The sequence below is a fragment of the Pseudomonas sp. UME65 genome, from assembly GCF_014170225.1.
Lineage (GTDB): Bacteria > Pseudomonadota > Gammaproteobacteria > Pseudomonadales > Pseudomonadaceae > Aquipseudomonas > Aquipseudomonas protegens.
This window is the reverse complement of the sequence record NZ_LZZQ01000009.1, coordinates 1-25,869: the sequence shown is the minus strand read 5'-3', so window position 1 is coordinate 25,869 and position 25,869 is coordinate 1. Positions and strand designations below refer to the sequence as shown.

Annotated in this window: 21 protein-coding genes; 8 read left to right on the top strand and 13 right to left on the bottom strand. The window is 64.7% G+C overall.

Features of this window, described 5'->3' with window-relative positions; translation table 11 throughout:
* Positions 1 to 2: 2 nt before the first annotated feature.
* Both A9971_RS07590 and A9971_RS07585 read left to right on the top strand, forming a co-directional pair.
* Positions 3 to 668 carry a methionine ABC transporter permease gene (locus A9971_RS07590; RefSeq protein WP_011062441.1) on the top strand — a complete coding sequence of 222 codons (666 nt, stop codon included), beginning with the start codon at positions 3 to 5 and terminating at the stop codon, positions 666 to 668.
* Positions 669 to 750: 82 nt separating this feature from the next.
* Positions 751 to 1,521, top strand: a complete 771-nt coding sequence (locus A9971_RS07585) for a MetQ/NlpA family ABC transporter substrate-binding protein (RefSeq protein ID WP_011062440.1) — start codon at positions 751 to 753, stop codon at positions 1,519 to 1,521.
* An 89-nt stretch (positions 1,522 to 1,610) separates the two neighbouring features.
* Here the strand turns inward: A9971_RS07585 and A9971_RS07580 are convergent, their stop codons facing one another.
* The 5 genes from A9971_RS07580 to soxR all read right to left on the bottom strand — a co-directional run bounded on the left by A9971_RS07580 (position 1,611) and on the right by soxR (position 12,486).
* A complete protein-coding gene (locus A9971_RS07580) occupies positions 1,611 to 2,945 on the bottom strand; it encodes a hypothetical protein (protein ID WP_183001561.1) in 1,335 nt (444 codons plus the stop codon).
* On the bottom strand, positions 2,942 to 9,259 hold the full coding sequence (locus tag A9971_RS07575) for an AAA domain-containing protein (protein ID WP_183001560.1): 6,318 nt from the start codon (positions 9,257 to 9,259) through the stop codon (positions 2,942 to 2,944). The genes A9971_RS07580 and A9971_RS07575 overlap by 4 nt, the downstream gene beginning before the upstream one ends.
* Before the next feature lie 15 nt (positions 9,260 to 9,274).
* A complete protein-coding gene (locus A9971_RS07570) occupies positions 9,275 to 9,919 on the bottom strand; it encodes a 4Fe-4S cluster-binding domain-containing protein (RefSeq protein WP_019092947.1) in 645 nt (214 codons plus the stop codon).
* Entirely contained in the window at positions 9,916 to 11,754 is a 1,839-nt protein-coding gene (locus A9971_RS07565; RefSeq protein ID WP_072442925.1) for an AAA family ATPase, read from the bottom strand. Before A9971_RS07565 ends, A9971_RS07570 begins: the two co-directional genes overlap by 4 nt.
* A gap of 258 nt (positions 11,755 to 12,012) precedes the next feature.
* Complete coding sequence (gene soxR, locus A9971_RS07560) at positions 12,013 to 12,486, bottom strand: redox-sensitive transcriptional activator SoxR (protein ID WP_011062436.1); 474 nt, start codon at positions 12,484 to 12,486, stop codon at positions 12,013 to 12,015.
* A 108-nt stretch (positions 12,487 to 12,594) separates the two neighbouring features.
* Here soxR and A9971_RS07555 point away from each other — a divergent pair, with 108 nt between their 5' ends.
* Entirely contained in the window at positions 12,595 to 12,960 is a 366-nt protein-coding gene (locus A9971_RS07555) for an antibiotic biosynthesis monooxygenase (protein WP_152686340.1), read from the top strand.
* On the opposite strand, the gene A9971_RS07550 is transcribed toward A9971_RS07555, so the two are convergent.
* The 4 genes from A9971_RS07550 to msuE form a co-directional block, all read right to left on the bottom strand.
* Complete coding sequence (locus tag A9971_RS07550; RefSeq protein WP_011062434.1) at positions 12,957 to 14,057, bottom strand: sigma-54-dependent Fis family transcriptional regulator; 1,101 nt, start codon at positions 14,055 to 14,057, stop codon at positions 12,957 to 12,959. The genes A9971_RS07555 and A9971_RS07550 overlap by 4 nt on opposite strands.
* Positions 14,058 to 14,081: 24 nt before the next feature.
* Positions 14,082 to 15,269, bottom strand: coding sequence for an acyl-CoA dehydrogenase family protein (locus tag A9971_RS07545; protein WP_011062433.1), 1,188 nt, complete (start codon positions 15,267 to 15,269; stop codon positions 14,082 to 14,084).
* A 134-nt stretch (positions 15,270 to 15,403) separates the two neighbouring features.
* Positions 15,404 to 16,543, bottom strand: coding sequence for an FMNH2-dependent alkanesulfonate monooxygenase (ssuD, locus tag A9971_RS07540; RefSeq protein ID WP_011062432.1), 1,140 nt, complete (start codon positions 16,541 to 16,543; stop codon positions 15,404 to 15,406).
* 9 nt (positions 16,544 to 16,552) lie between these two features.
* Positions 16,553 to 17,116, bottom strand: a complete 564-nt coding sequence (gene msuE, locus A9971_RS07535; RefSeq protein ID WP_015636469.1) for an FMN reductase — start codon at positions 17,114 to 17,116, stop codon at positions 16,553 to 16,555.
* 400 nt (positions 17,117 to 17,516) lie between these two features.
* On the opposite strand from msuE, the gene A9971_RS07530 reads away from it, so the two are divergent.
* From A9971_RS07530 to A9971_RS07515, 4 genes are all read left to right on the top strand, one after another.
* Positions 17,517 to 17,777 (top strand): hypothetical protein, encoded by a 261-nt coding sequence (locus tag A9971_RS07530; RefSeq protein WP_019092950.1) that lies wholly within the window; start codon positions 17,517 to 17,519, stop codon positions 17,775 to 17,777.
* 102 nt (positions 17,778 to 17,879) lie between these two features.
* Positions 17,880 to 18,494, top strand: a complete 615-nt coding sequence (locus A9971_RS07525) for a LysE family translocator (RefSeq protein ID WP_015636467.1) — start codon at positions 17,880 to 17,882, stop codon at positions 18,492 to 18,494.
* 210 nt (positions 18,495 to 18,704) lie between these two features.
* Positions 18,705 to 19,874 carry a cysteine desulfurase family protein gene (locus A9971_RS07520; RefSeq protein WP_019092951.1) on the top strand — a complete coding sequence of 390 codons (1,170 nt, stop codon included), beginning with the start codon at positions 18,705 to 18,707 and terminating at the stop codon, positions 19,872 to 19,874.
* Positions 19,875 to 19,929: 55 nt separating this feature from the next.
* Positions 19,930 to 21,738, top strand: a complete 1,809-nt coding sequence (locus tag A9971_RS07515) for an aminopeptidase P family protein (RefSeq protein WP_183001559.1) — start codon at positions 19,930 to 19,932, stop codon at positions 21,736 to 21,738.
* An 84-nt stretch (positions 21,739 to 21,822) separates the two neighbouring features.
* On the opposite strand, the gene A9971_RS07510 is transcribed toward A9971_RS07515, so the two are convergent.
* Positions 21,823 to 22,419, bottom strand: a complete 597-nt coding sequence (locus A9971_RS07510; protein ID WP_011062426.1) for a 2-hydroxychromene-2-carboxylate isomerase — start codon at positions 22,417 to 22,419, stop codon at positions 21,823 to 21,825.
* Positions 22,420 to 22,456: 37 nt separating this feature from the next.
* Entirely contained in the window at positions 22,457 to 23,197 is a 741-nt protein-coding gene (locus tag A9971_RS07505) for an SDR family oxidoreductase (protein ID WP_183001558.1), read from the bottom strand.
* 93 nt (positions 23,198 to 23,290) lie between these two features.
* On the opposite strand from A9971_RS07505, the gene A9971_RS07500 reads away from it, so the two are divergent.
* A complete protein-coding gene (locus A9971_RS07500) occupies positions 23,291 to 23,860 on the top strand; it encodes a TetR/AcrR family transcriptional regulator (RefSeq protein WP_011062424.1) in 570 nt (189 codons plus the stop codon).
* Between the two features lie 9 nt (positions 23,861 to 23,869).
* Here the strand turns inward: A9971_RS07500 and A9971_RS07495 are convergent, their stop codons facing one another.
* Complete coding sequence (locus tag A9971_RS07495; RefSeq protein WP_011062423.1) at positions 23,870 to 24,151, bottom strand: hypothetical protein; 282 nt, start codon at positions 24,149 to 24,151, stop codon at positions 23,870 to 23,872.
* Positions 24,152 to 24,309: 158 nt separating this feature from the next.
* Positions 24,310 to 25,197, bottom strand: coding sequence for a threonine/homoserine exporter RhtA (gene rhtA, locus A9971_RS07490; RefSeq protein WP_011062422.1), 888 nt, complete (start codon positions 25,195 to 25,197; stop codon positions 24,310 to 24,312).
* Between the last annotated feature and the right edge of the window lie 672 nt (positions 25,198 to 25,869).

The window sequence follows — 25,869 nt, the reverse complement described above, 5'->3', positions numbered from 1 at the left end:
CCATGGCCGAACTGTTCAAGAACATTTACTGGGCCGATATCGCCCAGGCCTGCGTCGATACCCTGAGCATGCTCGGCGCGGCCCTGGGTTTTACCGTGCTGCTGGGGCTGCCCCTGGGCGTGCTGCTGTTTCTCACCGGCAAGCGCCAGTTGCATGAAGCGGTGGGCCTGTATCGGGTGCTGTCGGTGCTGGTCAACATGCTGCGCTCCTTGCCCTTCATCATCTTGCTGATCGTGCTGATTCCCCTGACCACCTTGCTGGTGGGCACCTCGCTTGGCGTGCCGGGCACCATCCCGCCGCTGGTGGTGGGCTGCACGCCGTTCTTTGCCCGGCTGGTGGAAACCGCCCTGCGGGAAGTGGACCGCGGGGTGGTGGAAGCGACCCAGGCCATGGGCGGCAGCACCTGGCAGATCATTCGCCACACCTTGCTGCCCGAAGCCCGGGGCGGCCTGCTGGCGGCGGTCACGGTGACCGCCATCGTGCTGGTGGACTACACCGCCATGGCCGGGGTGATCGGTGGCGGCGGCCTGGGCGACCTGGCGATCCGCTACGGCTACCAGCGTTTCCAGACCGATGTGATGGTGGTCACCGTGGTCCTGCTGCTGGTGCTGGTGCAGGCCCTGCAGATGACCGGCGACCGCCTGGTGGCGCATTACAGCCGCCGTTGAAGCGATTTCTTCGAACCCAACCCGAAACACGGCCCCACGTGCGCCCCACGACGGCTGCCTGCCTCTGCCTTAGGAGCAACCCATGAAGAAGACCCTGGCCGTATTGGCCGCCGTACTGTCCCTGAGCGTCAACGCCAACGAAAAGCTGCTGGTGGGCGCGACCCCGGTGCCCCACGCCGAGATCCTCGAATTCGTCAAACCGCAACTGGCCAAGGAAGGCGTGGACCTGCAGATCAAGGTGTTCACCGACTTCATCCAGCCCAACCAGCAGCTGGCGCTGAAGAACCTCGACGCCAACTACTACCAGTACCGGCCGTTCCTCGATGACTTCAACAAGACCCGGCACACCGACCTGGTGCCCGTGGTGGGGGTGCACATCGAACCGTTCGGCGCCTACTCCACCAGGATCAAGAGCATCGCCGAGCTCAAGGACGGGGCCAGTGTGTCGATTCCCAACGACCCGGTGAACACCGGCCGGGCCCTGGTGCTGCTGGATGAAGCGGGGCTGATCAAGCTCAAGGACCCGAGCAACACCCTGGCCACCCAGCGCGACATTGTCGAGAACCCCAAGCACCTGAAGATCCGTGAACTGGAAGGCGCCTTGCTGGCCCGCTCGGTAAGCCAGGTGGACTTGGCGTTTGTCTTCGCCAACTACGCCCTAGAAGCCGGGATCGATACCAACAGCGCCTTGATCGTGGAGAAGGGCAAGGACCTGTACATCGAATTTCTGGTGGCGCGCCCGGACAACATCAACGACCCGCGGATCCAGAAACTGGCCAAGGCGCTGAACTCCGATGCCGTGCGCCAGTTCATCCTGACCCGCTACAAAGGCCAGATCGCCCCCGGCTTCTGAGCATCTGCCCCCTTGTAGGAGCTGGCTTGCCAGCGAACGGGCCCGCGAGATCGCCTTCGCCGGCAAGCCGGCTCCTACGGGGAGGCGGGTCAGGTGCGCTGTTGCGCCTGCTCCCGGTATTGCTGCCGGGTGTCGTCCAGCAGCACCTCCCTGAGCGGCACCGCCCCTACGGCCAGGGCTTTCTCGATGCTCAGGTCGTCGCCCCGGGCCGCCAGCAGGGCTTGCAGCCGCTGGAACTCGCCGCACCAGATGGTCTCGATGTCTTTGTCGCGCTGGGTATCGCGCTGGGCGCTGAGGGCTACCGCGCGTACCTGCAACCGGCCGTTGTCGGCATTGCCGCCCACCTCCACGCCATACCCCGGAGTGGCGCCCTTGCGCAGCACCACCCTGCCGTCCTGGGCCCAAGCGGTGGCCATGCCCTCGCGAACTTCGTAGCCCAGGCTGGCCAGCCCTTCGAGTACCGCCTGGCGGCGGGCCAGGGCGGCGCGTTGTTGCAGCTCGGCTTCGATCAGCGCACTGAAACGGGCAATCAGCCCGTCCACTGGCGCCATATGGGCCAGGCTGCATTGGCCGGCCTGGGCCAGCTCGTTCTCGGCGGTTGCGGGGCACAAGGTCGCCACTTCGCTGGCCAGTTCCTCAAGGCGCGCCAGGCGCGCGCGGCGCTCCTGGCTGTCGCGGGTGGCCTGGGCCAGCTCCAGCACCAGGCTGTCCAGCAGCAGGTTGCGCTGCTGCACGCGGGTTTCTGCATCTATCTGGCGCAACTTGGCCAGGTAGGGTTCGGCGCTGGCCTGATCATCAAGGGTCAGCAACTGGGCAATGTGCTGCTCGATGCGTTCCAGTCTGGGTTCCGCTTGCTCATGGGCGGCGCGCCACTGCGCCAGGGTCTGGGTGGGGGCTTCGCCTTGCAGGCGCCGGGCCAGTTGCTGCTGGGCCTCGCTCAGGCCCTGTTCTTCGACTGCCGCCCCCAGGCTGGCGAAACCCTGGGCCAGGATCGACTCCACAGCCGGCACCGGCTGCCCATCGGCAATCGCCCGCAACGGCTCCAGCAATTGGGCTGCGAGCGGCTTGCCTTGCAGGGCGCCCAGCAGGGTGGCGGCGTTTTCCCGCTGGCGGCGGGCCAGTTGGCGCTGTTGCGTGGCTTGCTGCACCGCGCGGTTTTCCCGTTGTTGCAGATCGTCCTTGAGGAACTCGATCTCGATCGGTACCTGCTTTTGCAGGTCCTGCAGGCGATCGGCCTCGATCAATTGGCGCAATTGTTCGAAACGTCCGTGGGTGGCGGCCCGCTCCTGTTCGGTCAGTTGCCCCAGGCGCTGGGCCTGTTCTTCCCAGCGGGCAATCGCCTGTTCCAGGCGCCGCAGGTGACCGGCGCAGATCTCCAGGATTTCTTCACGGGTGACGATACGCACCACTTTCGGGCCGCTCATGGGGTTTGCTCCGTGTCTGCCAGGGCTTGGGGCTGCGTGACCGAATCGGCGCCGGCCAGCGGCTGCAGGGCCTGCTCGATGGCGGCCTGCAGGCGAGCGCGCTCGCTTTGCGGGTCGTGGTACCAGGCCTGCGACGAGACCCGGTGCAGGTGGGGAATGGCCCGGCGCAGCACCGAAGGGCGCCAGATTTCCCGGGAGCGAGCGCGGGCCAGGAGGCCGTGGCGCGGGGTATCGCATTCGATGCCCAGAGCGTAGAGCCCGGTATCGGGGTGCTCGATGGCAAAGTCCAGGCCGAAGGCATCCCCTTCGTTGGCGCTGACCGGGCTCCAGCCCAGAGTGCGGATGAACGCCGCCACCGCCTGGGTGAAACCGTCGCTGTGGGCGTTGTGCTGGACCTTTGCATCCTGGCGCTCGGTGACCAGGCGCCCCAGCAGGCTGTGGCCGCTGGCAAACTCCCCGGCCGACAGGGCGCGGGCGTACTCCAGGTAGCCTTGCAGGTAGTCCCGCGGGCTGGCGGGCGGGCGCTGGGTGGTGAGCATGTCGGAGATATCGGCAATCGGCATCGAGGTGATCATCACCACTTTGCGCCGGGCCCGGGTCACCGCCACATTGAGCCGGCGCTCGCCGCCGGTCTGCCCCAGGACCCCGAAGTTGCGGCGGAAGCTGCCCTGGCTGTTACGCCCGAAGGTCGAGGAGAACACGATGATGTCGCGCTCATCGCCCTGGACGTTCTCGACGTTCTTGACGAACACCGACATGTCCTCGCCGTCCTCGCTGCGTTCGCGCTCCTGGCTGTAGGCCGCACGAAACGCCGGGTCCTGCTCGGCGCGCAGCTCCAGGCGCTCTTCGATCAGGTCGGCCTGCTTGCGGTTGAAGGTCACCACGCCCACCGAGGGGCGTTCGGCATAGGGCGCCTGCCAGAGCTCGGCCAGGTAGTCCACCACCCGTTCGGCCTCGTCGGGGTTGACCTGCTGCTGGTAGACGCCGTCCACGCGGATCAGCTCCAGCGGCTTGATGGCGAGGATATTGGCCTGGGGATGGCGTACCGGGATGCTCAGGCGGTTGCCGTAGAACGAGGCGTTGGAGAAACCGATCAGCTCGCGGTAGGCCGAGCGGTAGTGGATCTGCAGGGTGGTGGCGGGTAGCGAGCTGCGAGCCAGTTGCAGCAGGTCCGGGCAGTCCTTGATTTCGCGGCGGTTCCAGGTGTCTTCGAAGGCCTCCCGTTGTTCCTCGTCGGCATCGGCGTCCGGCTGGTCGCCATCGAACAGTTCGGCTTCGTCGCTTTCCACCCGGCTGGAGAAGAAGGCGGTGGGCGGCATCTGCTTCTCGTCGCCGCTGACCACCGTGACCCGGCCCCGGTACAGGGTCGGCAGGGCGAACTCCACCGGCATCTGCGAGGCTTCGTCGTAGATCACCGTATCGAACAGCCCGGGCTTGAGCGGCAGCACCCGGCTGGCCACGTCCGGGTTCATCAGCCACACCGGGCGCAGGCTCATCAGCCCCAGGCCGGCGCCCATCTCCATGAACTCGCGCAAGCGTCGCGAACGACGCCCGGTGAGGCGGGTGACGTCCTCCCACTGTTTGCGGGTGCCCAGGCGCGACAGCTCGATGCCTTCACTGAGCAACTGACGGTTGAGGTTGCGCATCTGGGTGTCGGCTTCGCCCAGGCTGGCGATCTTCGCCGCGGTTTCGCTGTGCTCGAGCATCAGCTCGGGTTGGCGTTGTTCGATCTGGCGCTTCCAGCCCAGCCGTGCTTCGCGGTTGAGCATGCGCCGCACCACGGCTTCCAGTTGCTCGGCGGGAATGGCGTCGAGCGTGTCCTGGTAATCGCGCAGGACTACCAGCAACTCCAGGTCCGCCGGCGACAGCTGGCCGGCCCGGGCCCGGAAAGCCTGGTAGGCGCTCAGGGTCGGCAAGGCGTCGCGCAGGCGGTTGAGGGCCGACTGATTGCCCTGGTTGTGCTCCACGCGCTGGCGCAGTTGGCCCAGCAGCTCGGGTTGCAGCCACTGATCCAGGCGCTGCAGGGCATTCAGGCTGTCCTGGCGCACGCTGTGGCGGATAAAAGCGGCGTCGTAGCCGGCCAGCAGGCTGTCCAGAGAGCGCCGCTCGCCGGTCAGTACCACCGCATCCAACTGCTCCACCCGGGGGGCTTGCGCCAGGGCCATGGCCAGGGTGCGCATTTCTTGCAGTTGCCCGAGGTCCTGGCGTACCTGCGGCAGCAGGCCCGGGCCACAGTCGCTGGCGATCTCTACAAGGCTCAGTTGCTGATGCAGTTGCTGCAACTGCGCGCGCAAGGGCCGCCACTGGCTTTCCAGCAGGGCCGCCGCCAGCAGTTCCGGCAGGCGCTGCGGCTGGGCCGGGGCGCCCTGTTCGGCGAGGAAGGCCAGCAACTGGCGCTGGCGGATCAGGCGCAGCGGGTTGAGCCGCGCCAGCCAGGAGCGACCCTGGATAACGGCGCGGGCGCGTTGCTGCAGGGTGCACAGTTGGGCCGCGGGCAGGGCGCTGAGGCCCGGCGCCAGGTCGGCCTGGTAAGCGGTGGCGTCGCACTGTTCCAGTTGTTGAGCCAGTGCCTGCAGGGCCTGGATCAGCCCGTCGCCTTCTGCGGCCTGGCCGTTGCTACCACGAAACAGCGGGAGCCAGCGTGCCAGCCGTTGGCGACGCTCATCGTCCAGGCCCAGCAGGCTGTGCAGGTGCTGGTCGAGCCAGGCGCGGTAGGGCGCCGGGTCGTCGACTTCGAAGTCGGCCGGGTGTGCCTGCAGGGTTTCCAGGCGCTGCTCCTCGCAGCTCAGCAGGCGCTCGAAGCCCTGGTTGAACGCTTGCACCGTGGCGGCGTCGGTGGGGAATGGCTGGAGCTGGGCCAGGGCGCTGTGTTCATAGCGGGCCGGCAGCCACAGGCGGATCAGCGGCGCGCAGGCCTCTTCCAGGCGGGTCAGGCTGGCGATGTCCAGGGCCGCCAGGTGCTGGCGCAATACCGGGACATCCAGGGCCGCTGGCCCCTGTTCCAGGCCGATCAGCTCGCCGATCAACTGGCGGTAGCTCAAGCCACAGTGTTCATCGATGCGGTGCAGGCTCTGGTGGAAGCGATCCAGTTCGCCCTCCAGGGCTTCGATGCGTGCCGCCAGGCGTTCACGCTGGTGCAGCCAGGGTTGCTGGACGGCATCGTCCTTGAACAAGGCCTCAAGCTGTTCGCGGACACTGCGGATCACCGGTTCACGGTCGCGGTTGATGTCGTTGAGCATCACCACCCGGTTGCCAAGGCCCTCGGCCACGAGGCGCTTGTGTACCACTTCCAGGGCGGCGTGTTTCTGGCAGACGATCAGCAAGCTGCGCTGGCGACCGATGGCATCGGCCACCATGTTGACGATGGTCTGGCTCTTGCCGGTGCCGGGCGGGCCTTCCACCAGCAACCCGGGAGCGTGGCGGGCCTGGAGCACCGCGGCTTCCTGGGAAGGGTCGCTGGCCACGGTAAAGAAACGCTGCAGTTCAGGCGGGAGCGGGGTGGCCTGGCTGTCGCTGCTGTCTGGTTCCGTCGGGTTCAGGCGCAGGGCGGTTTCCAGGCCGGTGCCGCCGGGAGGTAGGGCCTTGAGCTGGCGCAGGTCCTCGCCAATGGCCTGGCCCATGAAGGCCACATGGAACAGCACGGCGGCACAGGCCAGTTGATCCTGGTAGGGCTGCACTTCGGTGGTCGGCGGCGGCAGGCTGCCGAGCACTCGGGAGCTGGCCGTGGCCAGCATGCCGAAGCCGTCCATGACGTCGGCGGCCTTGAGCGCCGAGCGCCCCAGCAGTTCGTCGGCGGCCTTGCGCCAGAGCTTGGCGGCGTCGATGCCCAGCAGGGTGTCGAGCCCCGGGTTGAGGCGCACCTCTTCACGTTCGCTGTCGAAGACCAGGGCCACCTTGCCGCGGCTGCCGACTTCCAGCAGCAGCTTGACCGGCCACAGCAGCAACGGCGCGATGCGAGTGCGAGTGGTGCCACGCGCGTCCCGGGTCAGGAGGAAAGGGAAGCCCAGGTACAGGCCATCGATCCCGGTGTCGCGCTTGTACAGCGAACTCTGGCGGTACAGGCTGTTGAGCCGTGCATCCAGCTGCGGGTTTTCGGCGAAGCACGCCGGGTCGAGGCTGATGGGCTGGGCGTTGCGCGCCACCAGGTGATCCAGCAGCGCCGGGGCCGGGCTGCGCTCACTGTGCAATTCGTTGAGGTCGACCCGGGCGGTGGTCTTGCCGATGCTCATGCGCACCAGCGGGCCGCGCAGCACCACGCTGGCGACCTTCTTCTCGAAGAAGTCGAGGATCTGCGACACGTAGTGCTGCTTTTGCGGCTCCAGCCACTGCTCTGCGCCGATGGCCAGCAGCACCAGGGCCCTGGCCAGGGGCATGCGGCGTTCCAGGCGGAACTGCTCGGCCCATTCATCGACGCTCGGCACGCCACAACGGGCAAAGCCGCTGATGCGCTCGTCGACTTCACGGTACAAGGCCGGGCGCGGCAGCCCCAGCAGGGCACGCGCACTGGCCGCATCGAAGCTCAGGACCACGGCTTCGCGGGCCAGGGTGGCGGCTTCTTCGAGGATCGCGTCCACCGAGCGGAACTGCCCGATGGCGGCGCTGAGCAGCACGATCAGGTCTTCTTCGCTGATGGAGCGGCGGTCCGCCAGGGACAGGATGCCGTTGTGCTCGCTGTCCGGCAGCAGGCGCTGGCGTTCTTCCCACTGTGCGGCCAGACGGGCGCGGGAGCTGGAGAGCAGGTAGATGCGCAGTTGCTCCTCGTCCAGTTCGATGGCCTGGTGCTGGGCGCGCTGGCGTACCTGTTCGGCCCGCAGCTTGAGCCGCGACAGCCAGTGCTCGGTCTCCAGGCGTTCCAGCAGGTCCGGGGCCGGGCCGCTGATCAAGCGGTAACCGTCCAGGGGATGCTCCAGCAACCAGCCAGGGGTGACGATCTCGCCGCGCTGGATCAGGGGCATTTCCGGGTTCAGCAGTTTCAAGGCGAGCATCAGCCGGGTGTCATCGTCCAGCCCTTCGTGCTGGGCCACCTGGCGCAGGCCCGCCAGCTGCCGTGCGGGCAAACCGGCCTGTTCGGCCCAGGTGACGATCACCCCGCGCAGCAGATGATCCAGGGCCTGGGGCCAGTGTTCGACTTCGGCGGCAGCCAGGGCGAACGGCCCTGGCCGGCGAAAGCGCCGGCTGCCCAGGGCGACGCTGGCGCCTTCCTCGGCGTCCTCTTCACTGGCGACCGAGGCCGGGACGCTGGGGCTTTCGCCCTGGAGCCAGGCCTGCACCTGAGGCCATTGCCAGCGCTGGTGGCGGTCCCGGGCCAGCAGGCCGCGCAGCAGCAGTTCCAGGCGCGGGTCGAGGTCATCCGGCAGCAGCACGCCGTTGGCCAGAATGTGAATCAGGTAGGCGTTGGCATTGATGCCGGCGAAGCATTCTCCCTGGGTCAGCTGTTCCAGCAGGATCATCCCCAGGCTCCACCAGTCGGAGGCCGCGGCCACGCCCCCGGCAATGGCTTCGGGGGCCATGTAGCGGCTGGTTTCCAGGGGCGAGACGATGTCCAGGTCGAACTCCGACAGCCGCGCCGAACCGAAGCCGCTGATCACCAGGTCCAGGGGCTCGCGGCTGCGCACCAGCAAGGTGGCCGGGCGCAGGTCGCGGTGGCGCAGGCCGGCTTCGCTGAAGGCATGCAGGGCCTGGCCCAGTTCACGGACGATGTGCTGCACCGCGGCCCTGTCGCTGACCACGATCCCCAGGTCGGCCAGGGTGCCGCCGGTGAGTTCCTCGGCCACTTCGAAGGCGCGCTCGTCCCAGCGGCCGGTGAGGATGATTTCCGGCACGTGTTCCCGGGGCAGGCGCTTGAGGGCTTCGTACACCGACGGGTCGGGTTCGGCGCCGGCCTGGTACAGGGTCAGCACCGCCTGGTGCGCGGTTTCCCGGTGCTCGGCGATAAAGCGCTCGCGCACGCCGCCGCTGCTGATCTGGCGCAGCAGGCGCCAGCCTTCGATCACGGTTTCACTGTCGGCGGCTGGGGGCGCTGCGGGTGGCTGTTGCTCCGGGGCGAGCGGGTCGGCGCCGCAGACCAGGCACATCAAGTCGCCGTCCGCCATGGCATGACCGTTGCCGCAGAGCAAGGGGGAGCCGCTGTCCGCCGCGACCGGTGGCTGCGGCTCAAGCGCTTCGAGGGTGATGACCGGTTGTGGGCGCCAGCCTTCGGGATGAATCGCTTCGGCGGAAAGTTCCCAGCCGCAGGCCCGGTTGTCTACCTGGCCTTCACAGAAAATTTCGGCCAGTGGGCGTTCAGTCTGGCAATTGGGGCAAAAACGTATCATCGGTAGCGGTTCCGGTTAACGGCGGCGTGAGGTGTGGGCGCTGATCTGGAGTTGGTGGCCCTGGTCGTGCAGCAGGTCGCGCAGACGCAGCACGTCGTCACGCCGGGGAATTCCAGCCATCCAGACACTGCCGTCGTCGTCGAACATCACATCCAGCGCGCGGTCTTCGTGGTGCAGCGGGCGCTGGTAGGTGGACAGACGCCGGCGGCCCAGCTCGGTCAAGAAGATCAGGCGCTGGTTGTCGCTGCCCCGTAGGACCAGCGTTTGCGCCTGTTGTTGCTCGAAGGGGTCGCAGATCAATGCATCCAGCAGGCCTTCGGCTTGTTGCAATAGCGGTTGCAGGGTTTCCAGGGAGTGGCCGCTGTAGACCAGGATGTCGACCCCGGTGCGCTCGCGCAGGCCTCGAAGCAGGGCCAGCAGCGCCTCGGGCTGGTCGAAGGGCTCACCGCCGGACAGGGTGATGCCTTCGGCCCGGGCCAACCAGGGTTGCAGGTCGTCCAGCACCTGGGCCAACGGCAAGGGGTGCTTGCCCGGCCCCCAGGTGTCCGCGGAAATGCAGCCTGCACAGCGGATGCTGCACCCCTGGAACCACAGGCCCAGGCGCTGCCCCGGCCCCAGGGTGGTGACCGGGAAGTGCACCCGCGACAGGCTGATGTTCACGAGGCGCGGGCAAGCAGTTGCAGGCCGCCGGCCTGCAGTTGGCGGATTTCGAAGGATTGGCCTGGCTGGGCATCCTGGTCGAACAGGGCCCGGGCCAGGGGGTTGAGCAGGTGCGCCTCCAACTGGTTGCGAATGCCCCGGCCACCGTTGGACAGGTCCTGCAGGCACAGCTGGCGCAGGTTGTGCAGCGAGTCGTCATCGAGCTGCACATGCAGGGCCTGGGCCGCCAGGTCGGCGAGGATATTGCCGACCATCTGCTGGAAGATCTGCTCGGCGATGTCCGGGCGGATGAAGTCGAAGACGATGATGTTCTCGCCGATCCGGTTGAGGATTTCCGGGCGGTTGAGCACCAGTTTGAAATAGCGCTCGATCTCGCCCTGGACCTTGCCTTGCACCGCTTCGAAGGCTTCGCCGGGCTGGACGTTGGCGACTCGCTCGCCGTTGTCGCCCTGGCGGTAGATGCCCAGGTTGGAGGTGAAGACGATCAGCGCCTCGGAGAAGTACACCCGGTCGCCCCGGCCTGAGGTAAGCACACCGTCATCAAGGATCTGCAGGAACTTGTCGAGGATCCGCGGGTGAGCCTTTTCGATCTCGTCGAACAGCACCACGCTGAAGGGTTTTTCGCGGATCGCGTTGGTCAGTTCGCCGCCCACGTCGTAGCCGACATAGCCGGGTGGCGCGCCTACCAGGCGCTGGTCCGCGTGTTCGGCGCTGAATTCCGACATATCGAAGCGGATGTACGCGCTTTCATCGCCAAACAGCAGGCTGGTGATGGTCTTGGCCAGTTCGGTCTTGCCGACCCCGGTGGGCCCGGCAAGAAAGGCCACGCCCCGGGGCCGATTGCCCTTGCGGCTGGCGCCGACCCCGGTCATGGCGCGCTTGACGATATCCAGCATGTGGGTCACGGCGTGGCCCTGGCCCTTGACCCGCTGGCGAATGAAGCCGTCGGCCTGGCGGATGCGCTGGCGGTCGATCTTCAGCCAGGGGTCTTCGGTGACCCCGACTTTATAGCGGCGTACGGCATCGCCGATGCGTTCCATGGCCAGGCCTTCGACCCGGGCCAGCTGGACGATCGCGTTGAGGTCGAGCAGCAGCAGGCCCTCGGTGTTTTCGACGAAGGCCCGCACCGCGCTGTCGCGGCTTTCTTCGCTGGCCTCCTGGGCGCCGGGCAGGCCGCGCAACAGTGCCGGAGCCAGGGCCTGGCGGGCCTGCTGGTCGGGTTTGGACACGGGAATCGGCCGCAGGCGTGGGTTGTCGATCAGCATCCAGTCGGGCAGGTCGCCTTCCTTTTCCACCACCCAGAGAATGCTGTTGAAGAACGGCGTGCGCAGCTCCCCGGCCGGGCGGCTGCGGGCCTGGTGGGACAGCACCAGGGCCTGGGTGAACAGCTGGTGTTCTGCGGCGCTCAGGGCGTCGTTGCGGATCACCAAGCGTGAAGCGAAATCGACAATCAGGGCCAGGGGCGCGCCCTGGCGCTCCACCAGGCGCGGCAAGGTCGCCGACAACAGGTCGAGGCCGGCCGGCGCGGCCCCGTCCACCGGGGTCAGGCCCAGCTCGCGCAGCAGGTTATCGGCCTGGGCCGGCTCGCTGCCGGGGGCCAGCAAAACCCTGAGGCCGCCTAGGGGATCCCAGCTCAGCACCTGGGCATAGCCGGCTGCCAGCAGTTCATCGCGCAGGTTGAGGTTGAAAGGCTGGGGGGTGATGACCCCGGGGGCGACCTCACTGGCCTGCAGGTCACGGACGTTACCGGACAGTACGAACTGGCTTTTCAGTGGGAGAAAACGCAGCAGATCGCGCAGCCAGCGTGGCTTTTCGAAAGTGGCAGTCCTTGGCATGGAAGCGGAGCTCGTCGTAGGAAGCAGGACGCGACATTAGCATAGGGACGTTTTTACTTACGATGCTGCACAGGTTTTCTTACCTGTCAGCGCTGAGCGGGAATCCGGCTTGCGAGGGAAGAGACCCGTGAGATCGCCTTCGCCGGCAAGCCGGCTCCTACGGGTATGAAGGCGATGTGGCTGTAGGAGCTGGCTTGCCAGCGAAGAGGCCCGAGAGTCAGCCTTGGCCGGCAAGCCGGTTCCTGCGAGGGAAGCCGGCTACGGGGTGTCGGTGGCGGCGTCGGGCTCCAGCAGGCGGGCGCCCGGGCCGGCGTCTCCCAGGGCATCTCCATAGTTGCGCAGCGGGCACCCTTCCATGGACAGGCAGCCACAGCCAATGCACTGGTTCAGCCGCTCGCGCAGCAGGCTCAGTTGGCGGATGCGTTCGTCCAGTTCGCGGCTCCACTGTTCCGACAGGCGCTGCCAGTCCGCGGCAGTGGGCGCGCGGTCAGCGGGCAGGGTCGCCAGGGCCTGGCCGATCTCTGCCAGGGGAATGCCCAGGCGCTGGGCCACCTTGATCAGCGACACCCGGCGCAGCACCGAACGTGGGTAGCGGCGCTGGTTGCCCGCGTTGCGATGGCTGTGGATCAGGCCCTTGGTTTCGTAGAAATGCAGCGCGGTGACGGCTACGCCACTGCGGGCCGACAGTTGGCCGACGCTCAGCTCTTTATGACGGGAGTCGGGTTCGATCATCAGTGGACCTCGGGAGGAAAAATACGCTTGACCTTGACTTAACTAGAGGTTTTACCCTGCGGCGCATTCAACAGCAATATTCTGTTTGCCCCCAGTGGAGAGTGATCCATGAGCGCCTTTGAAAAGACCCGCAGCTTTACCCAATTGATCGAGTTCGAGATCGAGCCCCATCAGCAACAGGCCCTGGTATCGGCCCTGGCCGAGCAGACCGAGCGCCTGGCCCAGGGCTATGGCGGTTTTCTGAGTGCCAGCGTGCAGGCCAGCGACGATGGCCGGCGGGTGCTCAATTACCTGCAATGGCAATCCCGGGAAGCCGGCGAAGCGGCGTTCCGGCGCTTCGAGAGCGGCGAGCAGGATTTCTGGCAGTTGATCCTCGCCCACCAGGCCAAGGCCGTGACCTTCGGTTCATTCCAGGTGCGTAGCAGCATCGCCCGTAGCCACGACAATGCCTTGCACTGCGACCTGCCGGGCTAGATCGACAGTTGCAGGGTGCGCTCGTTGGGCGCATCGATCGGGCGCCGCTTGTTCACCGCCAGTTCGCCGATCTTGATCAGCCGGGTCCGGGTGACGTTGCGACTCAGGCCCAGCAGGTTGGCGGTGTGCACCTGGTTGTAGTGGCTGAAGCGGTAGGCCGCGCGCAGCAAGGCATCCTCGACCTTTTCGTGCAGGGCCCCGGCCTGTTCGGCGAAGAGTTTTTCAAAGGCCCGTTCCAGCAGGGCCTCGGCGGAGTCGTCGTGGCTCGGGTGGCTGTCGTCGGCGCGTTCGATGCGCATGTTCGACAGGCGCAGGTCGTCGCGCTGGATCACCCCGTTGCGGCAGATCAGCAGGGTGTGGTGGATGACGTTTTCCAACTCGCGGATGTTGCCCGGCCAACTGTAGCTCTTGAGCTTGTGCTCGGCCTCGGGGCTGATGCTGATGCTGCCGTAGCCCAGGCGCTGGCTGTAGGCCTCGATGAAGTGCCGGGTCAGCGGCAGGATGTCGCCGGGGCGCTCGCGCAGCGGGCTCAGTTCCAGGCTGACCACGTCCAGGCGGTAATACAGGTCTTCGCGAAAATGCCCGGCGTTGATGGCCTTTTCCAGTTGCACGTTGGTGGCGGCCAGTACGCGCACATCGATGGGAATGCTCTTGCGCGAACCCAGGCGCACCACTTCGCGCTCCTGCAGCACCCGCAGCAGCTTGACCTGGATGGCCATGGGCAGGTCGCCGATCTCGTCGAGGAACAGGGTGCCGCCGTCGGCCTCTTCGAACCACCCGGCCTTGGCGCTGAGGGCACCGGTAAAGGCGCCTTTCTCATGGCCGAACAGTTCCGCCTCCACCAGGGATTCGGAGAAGGCACCGCAGTTCACCGCCACGAACGGTCGGTTGCGCCGGGCACTGAGGTTGTGGATATGGCGCGCCACCAGCTCCTTGCCGGTCCCGGTTTCGCCAATGATCAGCACGCTGGCTTCGCTCGGTGCCACCTGTTGCAGGTGCGCCAGCAGGGCCTGGGATTTCGGGTCCTCGAACACCTGGGCGGTGGCGCGGATCGAGGTCGCCAGGGCGGGCGAAGGGGGTAGGGTCAGAAGCTGCATCGGCACTCTCCGTCGAACAGAAGGCTAGGAGTAGAAAGTCGGGGTTGGCAGGGACTGGTTCAGCGCCCAGTCGCCCAGCTCATGAAGCTTGTAGTCCAGCGGGTCGTGCAGGGTCTGGGTGCGCAGGTTGCGCCAGTGCCGGTCCAGGCCCAGGGAGGCGTGGGTCGAGCGCGCGCCGGTGACTTCGAACAGGCGGCTGCACAGCTCCAGGCCCTGGCGGCTGGCGGCGACCTTGGCGGTGGCGATGGCCGTGGCCAGGTGCCCGCGCTCTTCGGCGCTGAGGGCCGGGCCCTTGGCCCAGGCCTGGTCCAGCAGCGCGGCGGCCCGCTCCACCAGCAGGCGGATGCCTTCCAGGGCGACCCAGAATTCGCCGTAGTGGCTGAGTATGTAGGGGTCCTGGCGCACGTCCTGGGCGCTGGACTTATGCCAGACCCGGGTTTCGCCGAGGGTGTACTGCCGGGCTTCTTCGAAGGCGCCTTCGGCGATGCCGAGGAACATGTGGGTGAAGGTCAGTTGGGCGATCAGCGGGCGCAGGCAGGCGAATGGTGTGCTCAGCGGGCCGGGGTCCAGCAGCAGTTCCGACTCCTCCACCCGTACCCGTTCGAAGGTGGCGCTGCCGCTATCGGTCTGGCGCTGGCCGATGTTGTTCCAGTCGTGGTGCAGGGTGATGCCGCTGCGGCCGCTGGGGATCGCGGCGATCAGCAACTTGCCGCCATTGCTTTCATCCACTGCCGAGGCAATGAGCATTTCCGAGTCGCTGGCACCGGAGCAGAAGCTCTTCTTGCCGGAAAACTCGCGCCAGCCCCCCAGGTTCCGGACCACGGTGCGGGTGTCCAGTGGGTTCAGGGCGTTGCCCCAGAACCAGTTCTTGCGTGCGGTCTGTTCGAACCAGGGTTGCCACTGTTCGGGTTTGGCAAACAGGCGCACGGTGGCCAGCATCAGGTGGTGGAAGCCGAAGACATGGGCGATGGAGCTGTCGACCCGGGCGAATTCGCGGACGATGTTCAGCGTCTCGCTCCAGGGCGCGCCGAGCCCGCCGAACTGGCTGGGAATGCTCAGGGCCAGCAGGCCGCTTTGGCGCAGCGCGTCGCGCTCGGCCTTGGGGGTGCCGCCGCGCTCGTCGCGCTCGACGGCGGTCAGGGCAAACTCGGCGGCCAGTTGGCGGGCGGTCTGCAGGGGGGACAACAGGGCGCTTTGCGGTTTGGCAGTCACGCGGTGTTCCTCGTTCGTGGCCGTTGTGGCGGCCGGGAAAAGGTGCTGCGAGCTGCAGGAACTGGCTTGCCAGCGAAGCGGGCCGGAAGATCGCCTTCGCCGGCAAGCCGGCTCCTGCAACAGCATTGGGGATTTCAGCGGCTGTTGGGCAACACGTCGTTGGCGATCATTTCGCCGAACGGCCCGGTGAGGTTGGTGACACCGCGGCCGGCCAGGCTGGCATAGGGCTCCGGCAGCAGCGGGAACACCAGCTCGGCGAAGCGATAGGCTTCTTCCAGGTGCGGGTAGCCGGAGAAAATGAAGCTCTCGATTCCCAGGTCCGCGTACTCCTTGATGCGCTCGGCCACTTGCTGCGGGTTGCCCACCAGGGCGGTACCGGCGCCACCGCGCACCAGGCCGACCCCGGCCCAGAGGTTGGGGGCGATCTGCAACTGGTCGCGGCGCCCGCCGTGCAGCGCTGCCATGCGCCGCTGGCCTTCGGAGTCGAAGCGGGAAAAGGACTGCTGGGCGGCGGCGATGGTGTCGTCGCTGATGTGCTCGATCAGCTTGTCCGCGGCTTTCCAGGCTTCGTCCTCGGTCTCACGCACGATCACATGCAGGCGGATGCCGAACTTCACCGTGCGGCCCTTGCGCGCTGCACGTTCGCGTACGTCGGCCAGTTTCTGCGCCACCGCCGCCGGTGGCTCGCCCCAGGTCAGGTAGACATCCACCTGGTCCGCCGCCAGTTCATGAGCGGCCTCGGAGGAACCGCCGAAGTACAGCGGCGGGTAGGGCTTCTGCACGGGCGGGTAGAGCGCCTTGGCGTTCTGCACATGCAGGTGCTTGCCTTCGAAGTCCACGGCTTCGCCTTGCAGCACCCGACGCCAGATCTGCAGGAATTCGTCAGTGACTTCATAGCGTTCGCTGTGGCTGAGGAAGCTGCCGTCGCCGCGGTTTTCGTCCGGGTCGCCGCCGGTGACCACGTTGATCAGCAGGCGGCCGTTGGACAGCCGATCCAGGGTCGCGGCCATGCGCGCGGAAACCGTGGGGGAGATGATCCCTGGGCGGATCGCCACCAGGTAGCGCAGGCGTTCGGTCAGGGGCACCAGGGCCGAGGCGATCACCCAGGAGTCTTCGCAGGAGCGCCCGGTGGGAATCAGCACACCGTGATAGCCCAGGCTGTCCGCGGCCTGCGCCACTTGCTTGAGGTAGTTGAGGGTGACCGGGCGCGCGCCCTGGGCAGTGCCGAGGAAATGGCCGTCGCCGTGGGTCGGAAGAAACCAGAACACATCCATGACAGCTCCTCAGGCGATTTTCAGCAGGTGGGTCGGGTGGGCGCGAAACAGCGGCGCGGCCCGTTCGGCGGCGAGCTGGATGCGCGCTTTGAGCAGGTCGCTGGTGATCTGGTAATTGCTGAAGTCGGCCTCGGTGGCGTACACGCCGATCGGCAGGGTCAGGGCCTGGAAGAAACTGAACAGTGGGCGTAGCTGGTGATCCAGAACCAGGGCATGGCGTTCGCTGCCACCCGTCGCGGCCAGCAGCACCGGGGTATCGATCAGGGCATTGAGATCGATCAGGTCGAACAGGTGCTTGAGCAGGCCGGGATAGGAACCGCGATACACCGGGGCGGCGACGATCAGCAGGTCGGCGTTCTCGATGGCCTGGAGTTCGGCTTCAACCTCGGCCGGCAGTTCCTGGCGCGACAGGGCGGCACCCACCGGGCGGGCGATATCCCCCAGTTCGATCAGGTGGGCGTTGAAGGAGAGGTGCCCGGACAGTTCAGCCAGCAGGGCCTGGGTCAGCACCAGGGTGCGCGATGGGCGCCAGGTTCCACCGGAAAGGGCTACGACGTTCAAGGGGCGGGACATGATCAGTTCCTTTTTAAACAGTGGCTCAACGAGCAGTGGCAGGTCCCGGGCTCTGGAGCAAGAGCTGTACCAAAGACTTGCAGCCCTTGTACGGCGCGGTTTTGCGCTGATCTGCAGTTGCCGGGTGCTGTTGCCCAACCGCTGTTTTGTTGATCGGCTGTTGCCTGGCCAACAGTTGCTCTGGCAACAGTTGGCGGGCGAGATGGGACTGTTATAAAGGCTTGTTGTTATTCCTCAAAAGAGCTTGTTTCCATATTTATAGAGTTTTATGGAATATAAGGGTAAGCAGCGCCCTGGCCTTGGAACGATCGATAGCCACTATCGAGCAGGGTGATTTTTGCCGCTGATGGCGCGCGAGTAGCCTGTGTCCATTGTTCGCAACCCGCCCCAGGTGCTCGCCATGAAGGCTTTCTCTGCTGTCTTGCTGTTGTTGGTTTCCAGTGTGCTGGCCGGTTGTGCCAGCCCCGGTGCACCGGAGTTGCGGCCCTATACCGCGCAGGAAACCCGGGAGCTGGCTATGGAGGCGTTGAACCGGCGCGGTTTGTCCTTCGATGAATACCAGCAGAAAAAGGCCGAGTTGCTGGGCCGCCCGGCGAGCTTCGACAGCCAGGGTGAAATGAGTGCGCAGCGTAATATCAGTCGCCATCAACCTGCCAGTTGAGAAGAACTGTACTGGTCCAAGTTTTCAGCAACTGTCCGTGGGTTTCAGCCTGAGGCTGGGTTAGGGTCGAGGCTTGACCGACCTGCCCCGGACCTTGCCCCCATGAGCCTTTCCCCTGACCTGCTGTTGGCCTTCGCCCTGTTTGCCCTGGTCACTTCCATCACGCCCGGCCCCAACAACACCATGTTGCTGGCCTCGGGGGTGAACTTCGGCTTCAACCGTTCCATTCCCCACATCCTCGGCATCAGCTGCGGCTTCTTTGTCCTGGTGCTGGCGGTCGGCCTGGGCCTGGGTGCGGTGTTCGAGGCCTACCCGCTGCTGTACAGCGTGCTGCGCTACGTTGGCGCAGCGTACCTTCTGTACCTGGCGTGGAAGATTGCCCGTTCCGGGCCGCTGTCCGATGAACAGCAGCACCACGGCCGGCCGCTGGGCTATTGGGGCGCCGCGGCGTTCCAGTGGGTCAATCCCAAGGCCTGGGTCATGGCAGTGGGGGCCATCAGTACCTACACCCCATTGCAGGGCTACTTCACCAATGTGCTGGTGATTGCCGCGGTGTTCGCGCTGATCAATGCGCCCACGGTGAGCCTCTGGGCTGCGTGCGGCAGCTTGCTGCGCAATGTGTTGCGCAACCCGCGCTGGTTGCGCCTGTTCAATCTGTTGATGGCCGCCTTGCTGGTGCTTTCCCTGGCACCGCTGTTGTTCGAAAAGATGAGTTGAACGGCGCTTCATGGCGCTGCCTCGAGCCTGTAAGCTGCGATGCAGGAGCGTTCCTACGCACTTTTAAACGAAGATGTTCTTCTTTAACTGCATCCGATCGGGTATTGCTCAAGGCCAGCCGTTGCCGCGCCGCCCATGCACGGCGCGTGGCTGCCTCGCCTTTTTGCCAGCATATGCCGATCCTGGAACAAGCTCTGCGGGTTTTCAGTCATGAACAAGCGTCCTCTTTATTTCGACTACGCCGCCACCACGCCGGTGGATGAGCGGGTCATTCAGGTCATGCTGGAGTGCCTGGGTTTCAACGCCCATTTCGGCAATCCGGCGTCCAGTTCACACGCCTTTGGCCGGGAAGCGCGGGGTTACGTCGAGCGCGCCCGGCAACAAGTGGCACAACTGGTCGGCGCGCAGCCCGAGCAGATTGTCTGGACCTCCGGCGCTACCGAATCCAACAACCTGGCCCTCAAGGGGGTGATGCAGGCCCGGGGCGTGAGCGGCGGCCATGTCATCACCAGCCAGATCGAACACAAGGCGGTGCTCGACACCGCCCGGCAACTGCAGGAGGCCGGGGTCGCAGTGACCTACCTGGTGCCGGATGCCGATGGCCTGATCACCGCGCAAGCGGTCAGCGAAGCCCTGCGCGACGACACCTTCCTGGTGTCGCTGATGCTGGTGAACAACGAACTGGGCACCCTCAACGACATTCCGGCCATTGGCCAGGTGGTGCGTGAGCGTGGCGCCCTGTTGCATGTGGATGCCGCCCAGGGTGCGGGCAAGGTGGCCATCGATCTGGCCCGGTGGCCGGTGGACCTGATGTCGTTCTCGGCCCATAAGCTATATGGCCCCAAGGGCATCGGCGCGCTGTATGTCGGGCCGCGGGCGCAGCAACACGTGCAGGCGCAGATTCATGGCGGCGGCCATGAGGGCGGCTTGCGCTCCGGAACCCTGGCCACCCACCAGATCGCGGCCATGGGCGCCGCCTTCGCCCTGGCCGGCGAACTGTTCGAGGAAGAAACCGCCGCCATCGTGCGTCTGCGCGGGCGCCTGCTGGAGCAACTGGCGGGTATCGCCGGCCTGCGCTTGAATGGCAGTGTCACCCAGCGCATTCCCCACACCCTGAGCCTGACCTTCACCGAGGGAGGTTTTGATGGGGCGGCGTTGGGCGCGGCCCTGGCCTTTTCCGCGACTTCGGCCTGCAACTCGGCAAGCAATGCGCCTTCCCATGTATTGCTGGCGCTGGGGCATGATGCCGGGCAGGCCGCGCGGACCATCCGCTTGAGCCTCGGGCGTTTCACCAGCGAACAGGATGTGGATCGCGCCGCTCAACTGATCCAGGCGGCGACCGCTTCAGCCCCTGCGTTCTGGGCCACAACACAACCTTGAGGGTCGAGTGACTTCGATCTTCCATAACAATGATTAAGCCGGTTAAGGAGACACAATGAGTACCCAGCCTTCGACCAATGGAGTGGTCCCCCAGCGCTTGGCGCATGTCCGTCAGCTGATGAGCCGCGAAGGCATTCACGCCTTGCTGGTGCCCTCGGCCGACCCGCACCTGTCGGAATACCTGCCGGGCTACTGGCAAGGGCGCCAGTGGCTGTCGGGGTTTCATGGGTCGGTCGGGACCTTGATCGTGACCGCTGACTTTGCCGGCGTATGGGCCGACAGCCGTTACTGGGAGCAGGCCACCAAGGAACTCAAGGGCAGCGGCATCGAACTGGTGAAGTTGCAACCGGGCCAGCCCGGGCCCCTGGACTGGCTGGCCGAACAGACCCCGCAAGGTGCGGTGGTGGCGGTGGACGGCGCGGTCATGGCCCTGGCTTCGGCCCATACCCTGGGCAGCAAGCTGCAGGAACGCGGGGCCAGCTTGCGTACCGATATCGACCTGCTACAAGAAGCCTGGAACGACCGCCCGTCATTGCCCGATCAGCCGGTCTATCAGCATCTGCCGCCCCAGGCCACCCAGAGCCGGGTCGAGAAGCTTGCGGCGTTGCGCGCAACTCTCAAGGAGCGTGGCGCCGACTGGCATTTCATCGCTACCCTCGATGACATTGCCTGGCTGTTCAACCTGCGCGGCGCCGATGTGTCCTTCAACCCGGTGTTTGTCTCCTTTGCCCTGATCAGCCAGCAGCAGGCGATCTTGTTCGTGGCCTTGAGCAAGGTCGATGAGGCATTGCGCGCGCAACTGGAGGTGGATGGCGTCAGCCTGCGCGACTATTCAGAGGTGTCCGCGGCCTTGCAGGCAGTGCCGGAAGGCGTAGCGTTGCAGATCGACCCGGCGCGCGTCACCGCGGGCTTGCTGGAGCACCTGAACCCCGGGGTGAAGCTGCTGGAGGGGCTCAACCCCACCACCCTGGCCAAGTCGCGCAAGAGCCTGGCGGACGCCGAGCACATTCGCCAGGCCATGGAGCAGGATGGCGCGGCACTCTGCGAATTCTTCGCCTGGCTGGACAGCGCCCTGGGGCGTGAACGCATTACCGAACTGACCATCGATGAGCGCCTGACGGCCGCCCGTGAACGGCGCCCGGGTTATGTCTCGCTAAGCTTCAATACCATTGCTGCGTTCAACGCCAACGGCGCCATGCCCCATTACCACGCCACGCCCGAAGAGCATGCGGTGATCGAGGGTGATGGCCTGTTGCTGATCGATTCCGGCGGCCAGTACCTGGGGGGCACCACCGATATCACGCGCATGGTGCCGGTGGGGACGCCGAGTGCCGAGCAGAAGCGCGATTGCACCCGGGTGCTCAAGGGCGTTATCGCGCTGTCCCGGGCGCAGTTTCCGCGGGGAATTCTGTCGCCGTTGCTGGATGCCATCGCCCGGGCACCGATCTGGGCCGAGGGTGTGGACTACGGGCACGGCACCGGGCATGGCGTCGGTTATTTTCTAAACGTTCACGAAGGCCCGCAGGTGATTGCCTATCAGGCCGCAGCGACGCCGCAGACCGCGATGCAACCGGGGATGATCACTTCGATCGAACCCGGGACCTACCGCCCTGGCCGCTGGGGCGTACGAATCGAGAACCTGGCGCTCAACCGTGAGGCGGGCAAGACCGAGTTCGGTGAGTTTCTGAACTTCGAAACCCTCACCCTGTGCCCGATCGATACCCGTTGCCTGGAGCCATCGCTGCTCACCGAGGATGAGCGCGAATGGTTCAACGGCTATCACGCCGAAGTCCGCCGGCGCCTCAGCCCGCTGCTGGAGGGCCCGGCCCTGGAGTGGTTGCAGGTTCGTACTGCGGCTATCTGAGGAAAGATGTCACCCGCGCAAGGCGGGTGACGTCACGCGATGGGTTCCTGGCAATGGCGCGGCCGCTGCCAGGAACAGGGCAGGTTACGGCGCGTTCAAGGCTTCGCGGACGAAATCCAGGCGGTCCTGGCCAAAGAACAGTTCGTCTCCCACGAACATGCTGGGCGCGCCGAACACACCTTTTTGCAACGCCTGTTCGGTCTTGTCCTTGAGGGCGGCCTTGACCTCTTCGTCATTGCTCAGGTCGAGGATCTGCTGCGGGTCGAAGCCACCTTGTTCCAGGACCTGGGTGATGGTGGCCGGGTCGTTGAGGTTGCGTTTGTCCACCCAGAGCGCACGGAACAGGCAGTCGAGGAATTCGCCGAAACGTTCCGGCAGGCGCAGTTGAACCCCGGTGGTGGCGCGCATCAGCAGCAGGGTATTGATGGGAAAGTGCGGATTGAAGTTGAGCTCCACCCCATAGCGCCGGGCAAAGCGCGCCAGGTCGTGCAGCATGTACCGGCCCTTGGCGGGAACACTGATGGGGGAAGCGTTGCCGGTGGTCTTGAAGACCCCGCCCAGCAGCATGGGCTGATACACCAGCTGGCTATCGGTTTCGGCGCAGATTTTTGGCAGTTGAGTATAGGCCAGGTATGAGGTCGGGCTGCCCAGGTCGAAGAAGAACTCCACCTTTTTGCTCATGTTTCAGACTCCTTGATTGTTGTTATTGGAGAAGGCCTTACCAGCGTTCGTTCCACGGGCGCAGGTCCAGCTCGAAGGTCCAGGCGTCCCGGGGCTGGCTGTGCAGGTACCAGTAGTTTTCGGCGATATGCTCGGGGTTGAGGATGCCGTCCTGGTCCTTGAGGGCGTATTTTTCGGGAAAGCTGGTACGGATGAAATCGGTGTCGATGGCACCGTCGACGATGACATGGCCGACATGGATGTTCAGGGGGCCCAGTTCCCGCGCCATGCTCTGGGCCAGGGCGCGAATGCCGTGCTTGGCCCCGGCGAAGGCGGCAAAGCCGGCGGCACCGCGTACGCCTGCGGTGGCGCCGGTGAACAGAATAGTGCCGCGTTGGCGTTTGGCCATGCGCTTGGCCACTTCCCGGGCATTGAGAAAGCCCGAAAAGCAGGCCATTTCCCAGATCTTGAAATACTTGCGTGCGGTTTCTTCAAGAATGCTGCAGGGCACATTGGCGCCAATATTGAAGACAAAGGCCTCGATAGGGCCGATCTGGGTTTCGATCTGCTCGATCAGCGCGATCACGTCCTCCTCTTTGCGTGCATCACAGCCAAAACCATGGGCCTGGCCGCCGGACTGCTGGATGGCGTCCACCAGGGGTTGCAGTTTGTCCGCGCTGCGGCGGGTCATGCAGGCAACAAAGCCTTCGGCGGCGAAACGCTTGGCAATGGCACCGCCGGTCGCGTCGCCGGCACCCACTACCAGTACGACTTTGTTCTTGTTCAAGGTTGCAGTCATGGGAGGTTCGCTCTTTGGTAAACGATCGTTAACTAAACGAACGTTATGCTATGATTTTTCCGTCGTCAAGAAAACTTGGGAGCCCGTCAGGGAATGCGTTATTCAGCCAGTCACAAGCAGGAAACCCGCGAGCGTCTGCTGCAAAGCAGCGCGGCGCAGGCCAAGAACGAAGGTTTTTCCACTGTGGGGGTGGATGCCTTGATGAAAGCCATTGGCCTGAGTGGCGGGGCTTTCTATAGCCACTTCACCTCCAAGGACGAATTGTTCAGCTCGATTGTCGAGCGCGAGTTGAGCCAGAGCCTGGCGCGCCTGGGCGGGGAGGGGCAGCAGAATCAGGAGAAGTTGCGTCGCTGCCTGAAGCAGTACTTGAGCGTGGCGCATCTGCAACAGCCGGGTGCTGGCTGCGCACTGCCGGCATTGGGTGCGGAGATTGCCCGGGGGAGCCTAGAGGTGCGGCAGGAGGCGCAGGACTGGATCTGCCGCTTGCACCAGGCTTGGGCGCAGACTCTGGGCAGCGAAAGCCTGGCCTGGTCGATCCTGTCCCAGTGCGTTGGCGCGTTGGTGGTAGCGCGAATGCTGGTGAACCCCGCCATTCAGCATCAGGTACTGGCGTCCAGCCATGAGCAGATCATCGGGCAGCTGGAGCGGCTGCCCGCAAGTTGACCGGCAAGGCTATTTGCAGATGACGATCATGCTGCGGCTGGTGTAGCCGGCAGGGTTCAGGCCGAAGGGGTAGTCGCCTGGGTCTTCCACGGCATCACCGGACTTGGCGATGACCTTGTAGCCTTTGGGGCCGCAGGACTCAGTCGCCTTGGTGTAGCACTTTTCCCAGGAAGAAGATAAACCCGAGCAGTTGATGTGGAGTCCTTTCTTGCCCCGTTTGACTTCGGTTTTCGCGGTAGCCGCGCAGCCTGCAATTGCAAGTACGGCCAACAGTATCAAAAATCGTTTCATCCCCGTCCTTATCGCTAGCCCCGGATCTGGCGTCCGAGTGTGACTGCATTACCTGTCGTCTTTTGCGTGTGCGATATCCCTGTCCGGCAACTCCCTGGGCGACGTTGAGTAGCCGGCTAAACATGGCCTAAATGAGCACCAATTACCAGAGTTGAATCTCAATCAACTGCAACTATTGGTTTGGCCTCGCGGCGCATGGTCATGGTGGCGCCTACGGAAGCCAGGATGATGCAGGCGATTGCCGTCCACTGGGACAGGGACAGGTACTCGTGGAGGAACAACAGGCCGGAAAGCGCGCCGAAAGCGGGCTCGATACTCATCAGGGTGCCGAAGGTCCGGGCTGGCATGCGAGTCAGGGCAACCATCTCCAGGCTATAGGGGAGGGCTGTGGACAAGATGGCGACTCCCAGGGCAACCGGGATCAGGGAGGGAGTCAGTAGTGCGGCGCCGGCATGGACTATGCCTATGGGGGCGACAAAGAGAGCGGCAATCATGACGCCCAGGGCGGCGGTCTGAATGCCGTTCTCGGCTCCGGCCTTCTGTCCGAAGAGTATGTACAGCGCCCAGCAGACCCCGGCCCCCAGTGCATAGCCTGCACCGACCAGGTCGATGGCTGTTTCTGTGGCTCCGGTGGGAATAAGCAGTAGCAGCCCGACGATAGCCAGAGCGATCCACAGGAAGTCTATGGCCTTGCGTGACGCATAGATGGCTACTGCGAGGGGGCCTGTGAACTCGAGGGCGACGGCGATGCCCAGAGGGACACTCCTGAGGGACATATAGAAGAGGAAGTTCATGCCGCCCAGGGCCATGCCGTAGATGATCACGGTGCGCAGGGTGTTGGTGGTGAACTTGGCGCGCCAGGGTCTTAATAGAAGCAGCATGATGATGCTGGCGAAAATCAGCCGCAGGGTTGTGGTTCCTTGTGCGCCAACGATTGGGAACATGCTCTTGGCCAGTGAGGCTCCTGACTGAATCGAGGCCATGGCAATAAGCAGCAGCCCCACCGGAAACAGGGTCGAGGCAAGGCTGCGCGGTTGGTCATTCATGCAAGGGGTCATCCAGAGTGTTGGGGGAGGGGCACCTGGAACATGATGCTCAACTAATCACGGATGAGCAATATAGTGCGCATGGTCTTTTTTACGCCTCTATATAGAAGCTGCGAATGGGCTGTTTTGCGGCTGATCATAGAAAATGCAAATTAACCCTTGACGGCAGATTCTACAGGTCTATAATTCGCCCCACTTCCGGCGCAGTCGAAACGGAAAACTCCTTGAGATTCAACGAGTTACGCAGTTTTCGACAGCGGTTACGCTTCAGTTCATCGAAGCCAGAAGCAGTTGGTAAGGCAGTCAGTTTTCGCCTTATTAACGATTCGATCCTCTCGATCGAAAGCGGTTGAAAAGAGGTGTTGACAGCAGCGTGTAACGCTGTAGAATTCGCCTCCCGCTAACGAGAGATCGGAGGCGCAAGTGGTTGAAGTTAAAAAGGAAACTTTGAAAACTTCTTAAAAAAATCACTTGACAGCAAATGAGGCTGCTGTAGAATGCGCGCCTCGGTTGAGACGAAAGATCTTAACCAACCGCTCTTTAACAACTGAATCAAGCAATTCGTGTGGGTGCTTGTGGAGTCAGACTGATAGTCAAAAAGATTATCAGCATCACAAGTTACTCCGCGAGAAATCAAAGATGTAACCAACGATTGCTGAGCCAAGTTTAGGG

What these genes read in the sequence shown, in the direction of transcription:
- A9971_RS07590 (WP_011062441.1), top strand. Translation starts at nt 3, where the DNA reads ATGGCCGAACTGTTCAAGAACATTTACTGGGCCGATATCGCCCAGGCC.
- A9971_RS07585 (WP_011062440.1), top strand. Translation starts at nt 751, where the DNA reads ATGAAGAAGACCCTGGCCGTATTGGCCGCCGTACTGTCCCTGAGCGTC.
- A9971_RS07580 (WP_183001561.1), bottom strand. Translation starts at nt 2,945, where the DNA reads ATGAGCGGCCCGAAAGTGGTGCGTATCGTCACCCGTGAAGAAATCCTG.
- A9971_RS07575 (WP_183001560.1), bottom strand. Translation starts at nt 9,259, where the DNA reads ATGATACGTTTTTGCCCCAATTGCCAGACTGAACGCCCACTGGCCGAA.
- A9971_RS07565 (WP_072442925.1), bottom strand. Translation starts at nt 11,754, where the DNA reads ATGCCAAGGACTGCCACTTTCGAAAAGCCACGCTGGCTGCGCGATCTG.
- soxR (WP_011062436.1), bottom strand. Translation starts at nt 12,486, where the DNA reads ATGATCGAACCCGACTCCCGTCATAAAGAGCTGAGCGTCGGCCAACTG.
- A9971_RS07555 (WP_152686340.1), top strand. Translation starts at nt 12,595, where the DNA reads ATGAGCGCCTTTGAAAAGACCCGCAGCTTTACCCAATTGATCGAGTTC.
- A9971_RS07550 (WP_011062434.1), bottom strand. Translation starts at nt 14,057, where the DNA reads ATGCAGCTTCTGACCCTACCCCCTTCGCCCGCCCTGGCGACCTCGATC.
- ssuD (WP_011062432.1), bottom strand. Translation starts at nt 16,543, where the DNA reads ATGGATGTGTTCTGGTTTCTTCCGACCCACGGCGACGGCCATTTCCTC.
- msuE (WP_015636469.1), bottom strand. Translation starts at nt 17,116, where the DNA reads ATGTCCCGCCCCTTGAACGTCGTAGCCCTTTCCGGTGGAACCTGGCGC.
- A9971_RS07530 (WP_019092950.1), top strand. Translation starts at nt 17,517, where the DNA reads ATGAAGGCTTTCTCTGCTGTCTTGCTGTTGTTGGTTTCCAGTGTGCTG.
- A9971_RS07525 (WP_015636467.1), top strand. Translation starts at nt 17,880, where the DNA reads ATGAGCCTTTCCCCTGACCTGCTGTTGGCCTTCGCCCTGTTTGCCCTG.
- A9971_RS07520 (WP_019092951.1), top strand. Translation starts at nt 18,705, where the DNA reads ATGAACAAGCGTCCTCTTTATTTCGACTACGCCGCCACCACGCCGGTG.
- A9971_RS07515 (WP_183001559.1), top strand. Translation starts at nt 19,930, where the DNA reads ATGAGTACCCAGCCTTCGACCAATGGAGTGGTCCCCCAGCGCTTGGCG.
- A9971_RS07510 (WP_011062426.1), bottom strand. Translation starts at nt 22,419, where the DNA reads ATGAGCAAAAAGGTGGAGTTCTTCTTCGACCTGGGCAGCCCGACCTCA.
- A9971_RS07505 (WP_183001558.1), bottom strand. Translation starts at nt 23,197, where the DNA reads ATGACTGCAACCTTGAACAAGAACAAAGTCGTACTGGTAGTGGGTGCC.
- A9971_RS07500 (WP_011062424.1), top strand. Translation starts at nt 23,291, where the DNA reads ATGCGTTATTCAGCCAGTCACAAGCAGGAAACCCGCGAGCGTCTGCTG.
- A9971_RS07495 (WP_011062423.1), bottom strand. Translation starts at nt 24,151, where the DNA reads ATGAAACGATTTTTGATACTGTTGGCCGTACTTGCAATTGCAGGCTGC.
- rhtA (WP_011062422.1), bottom strand. Translation starts at nt 25,197, where the DNA reads ATGAATGACCAACCGCGCAGCCTTGCCTCGACCCTGTTTCCGGTGGGG.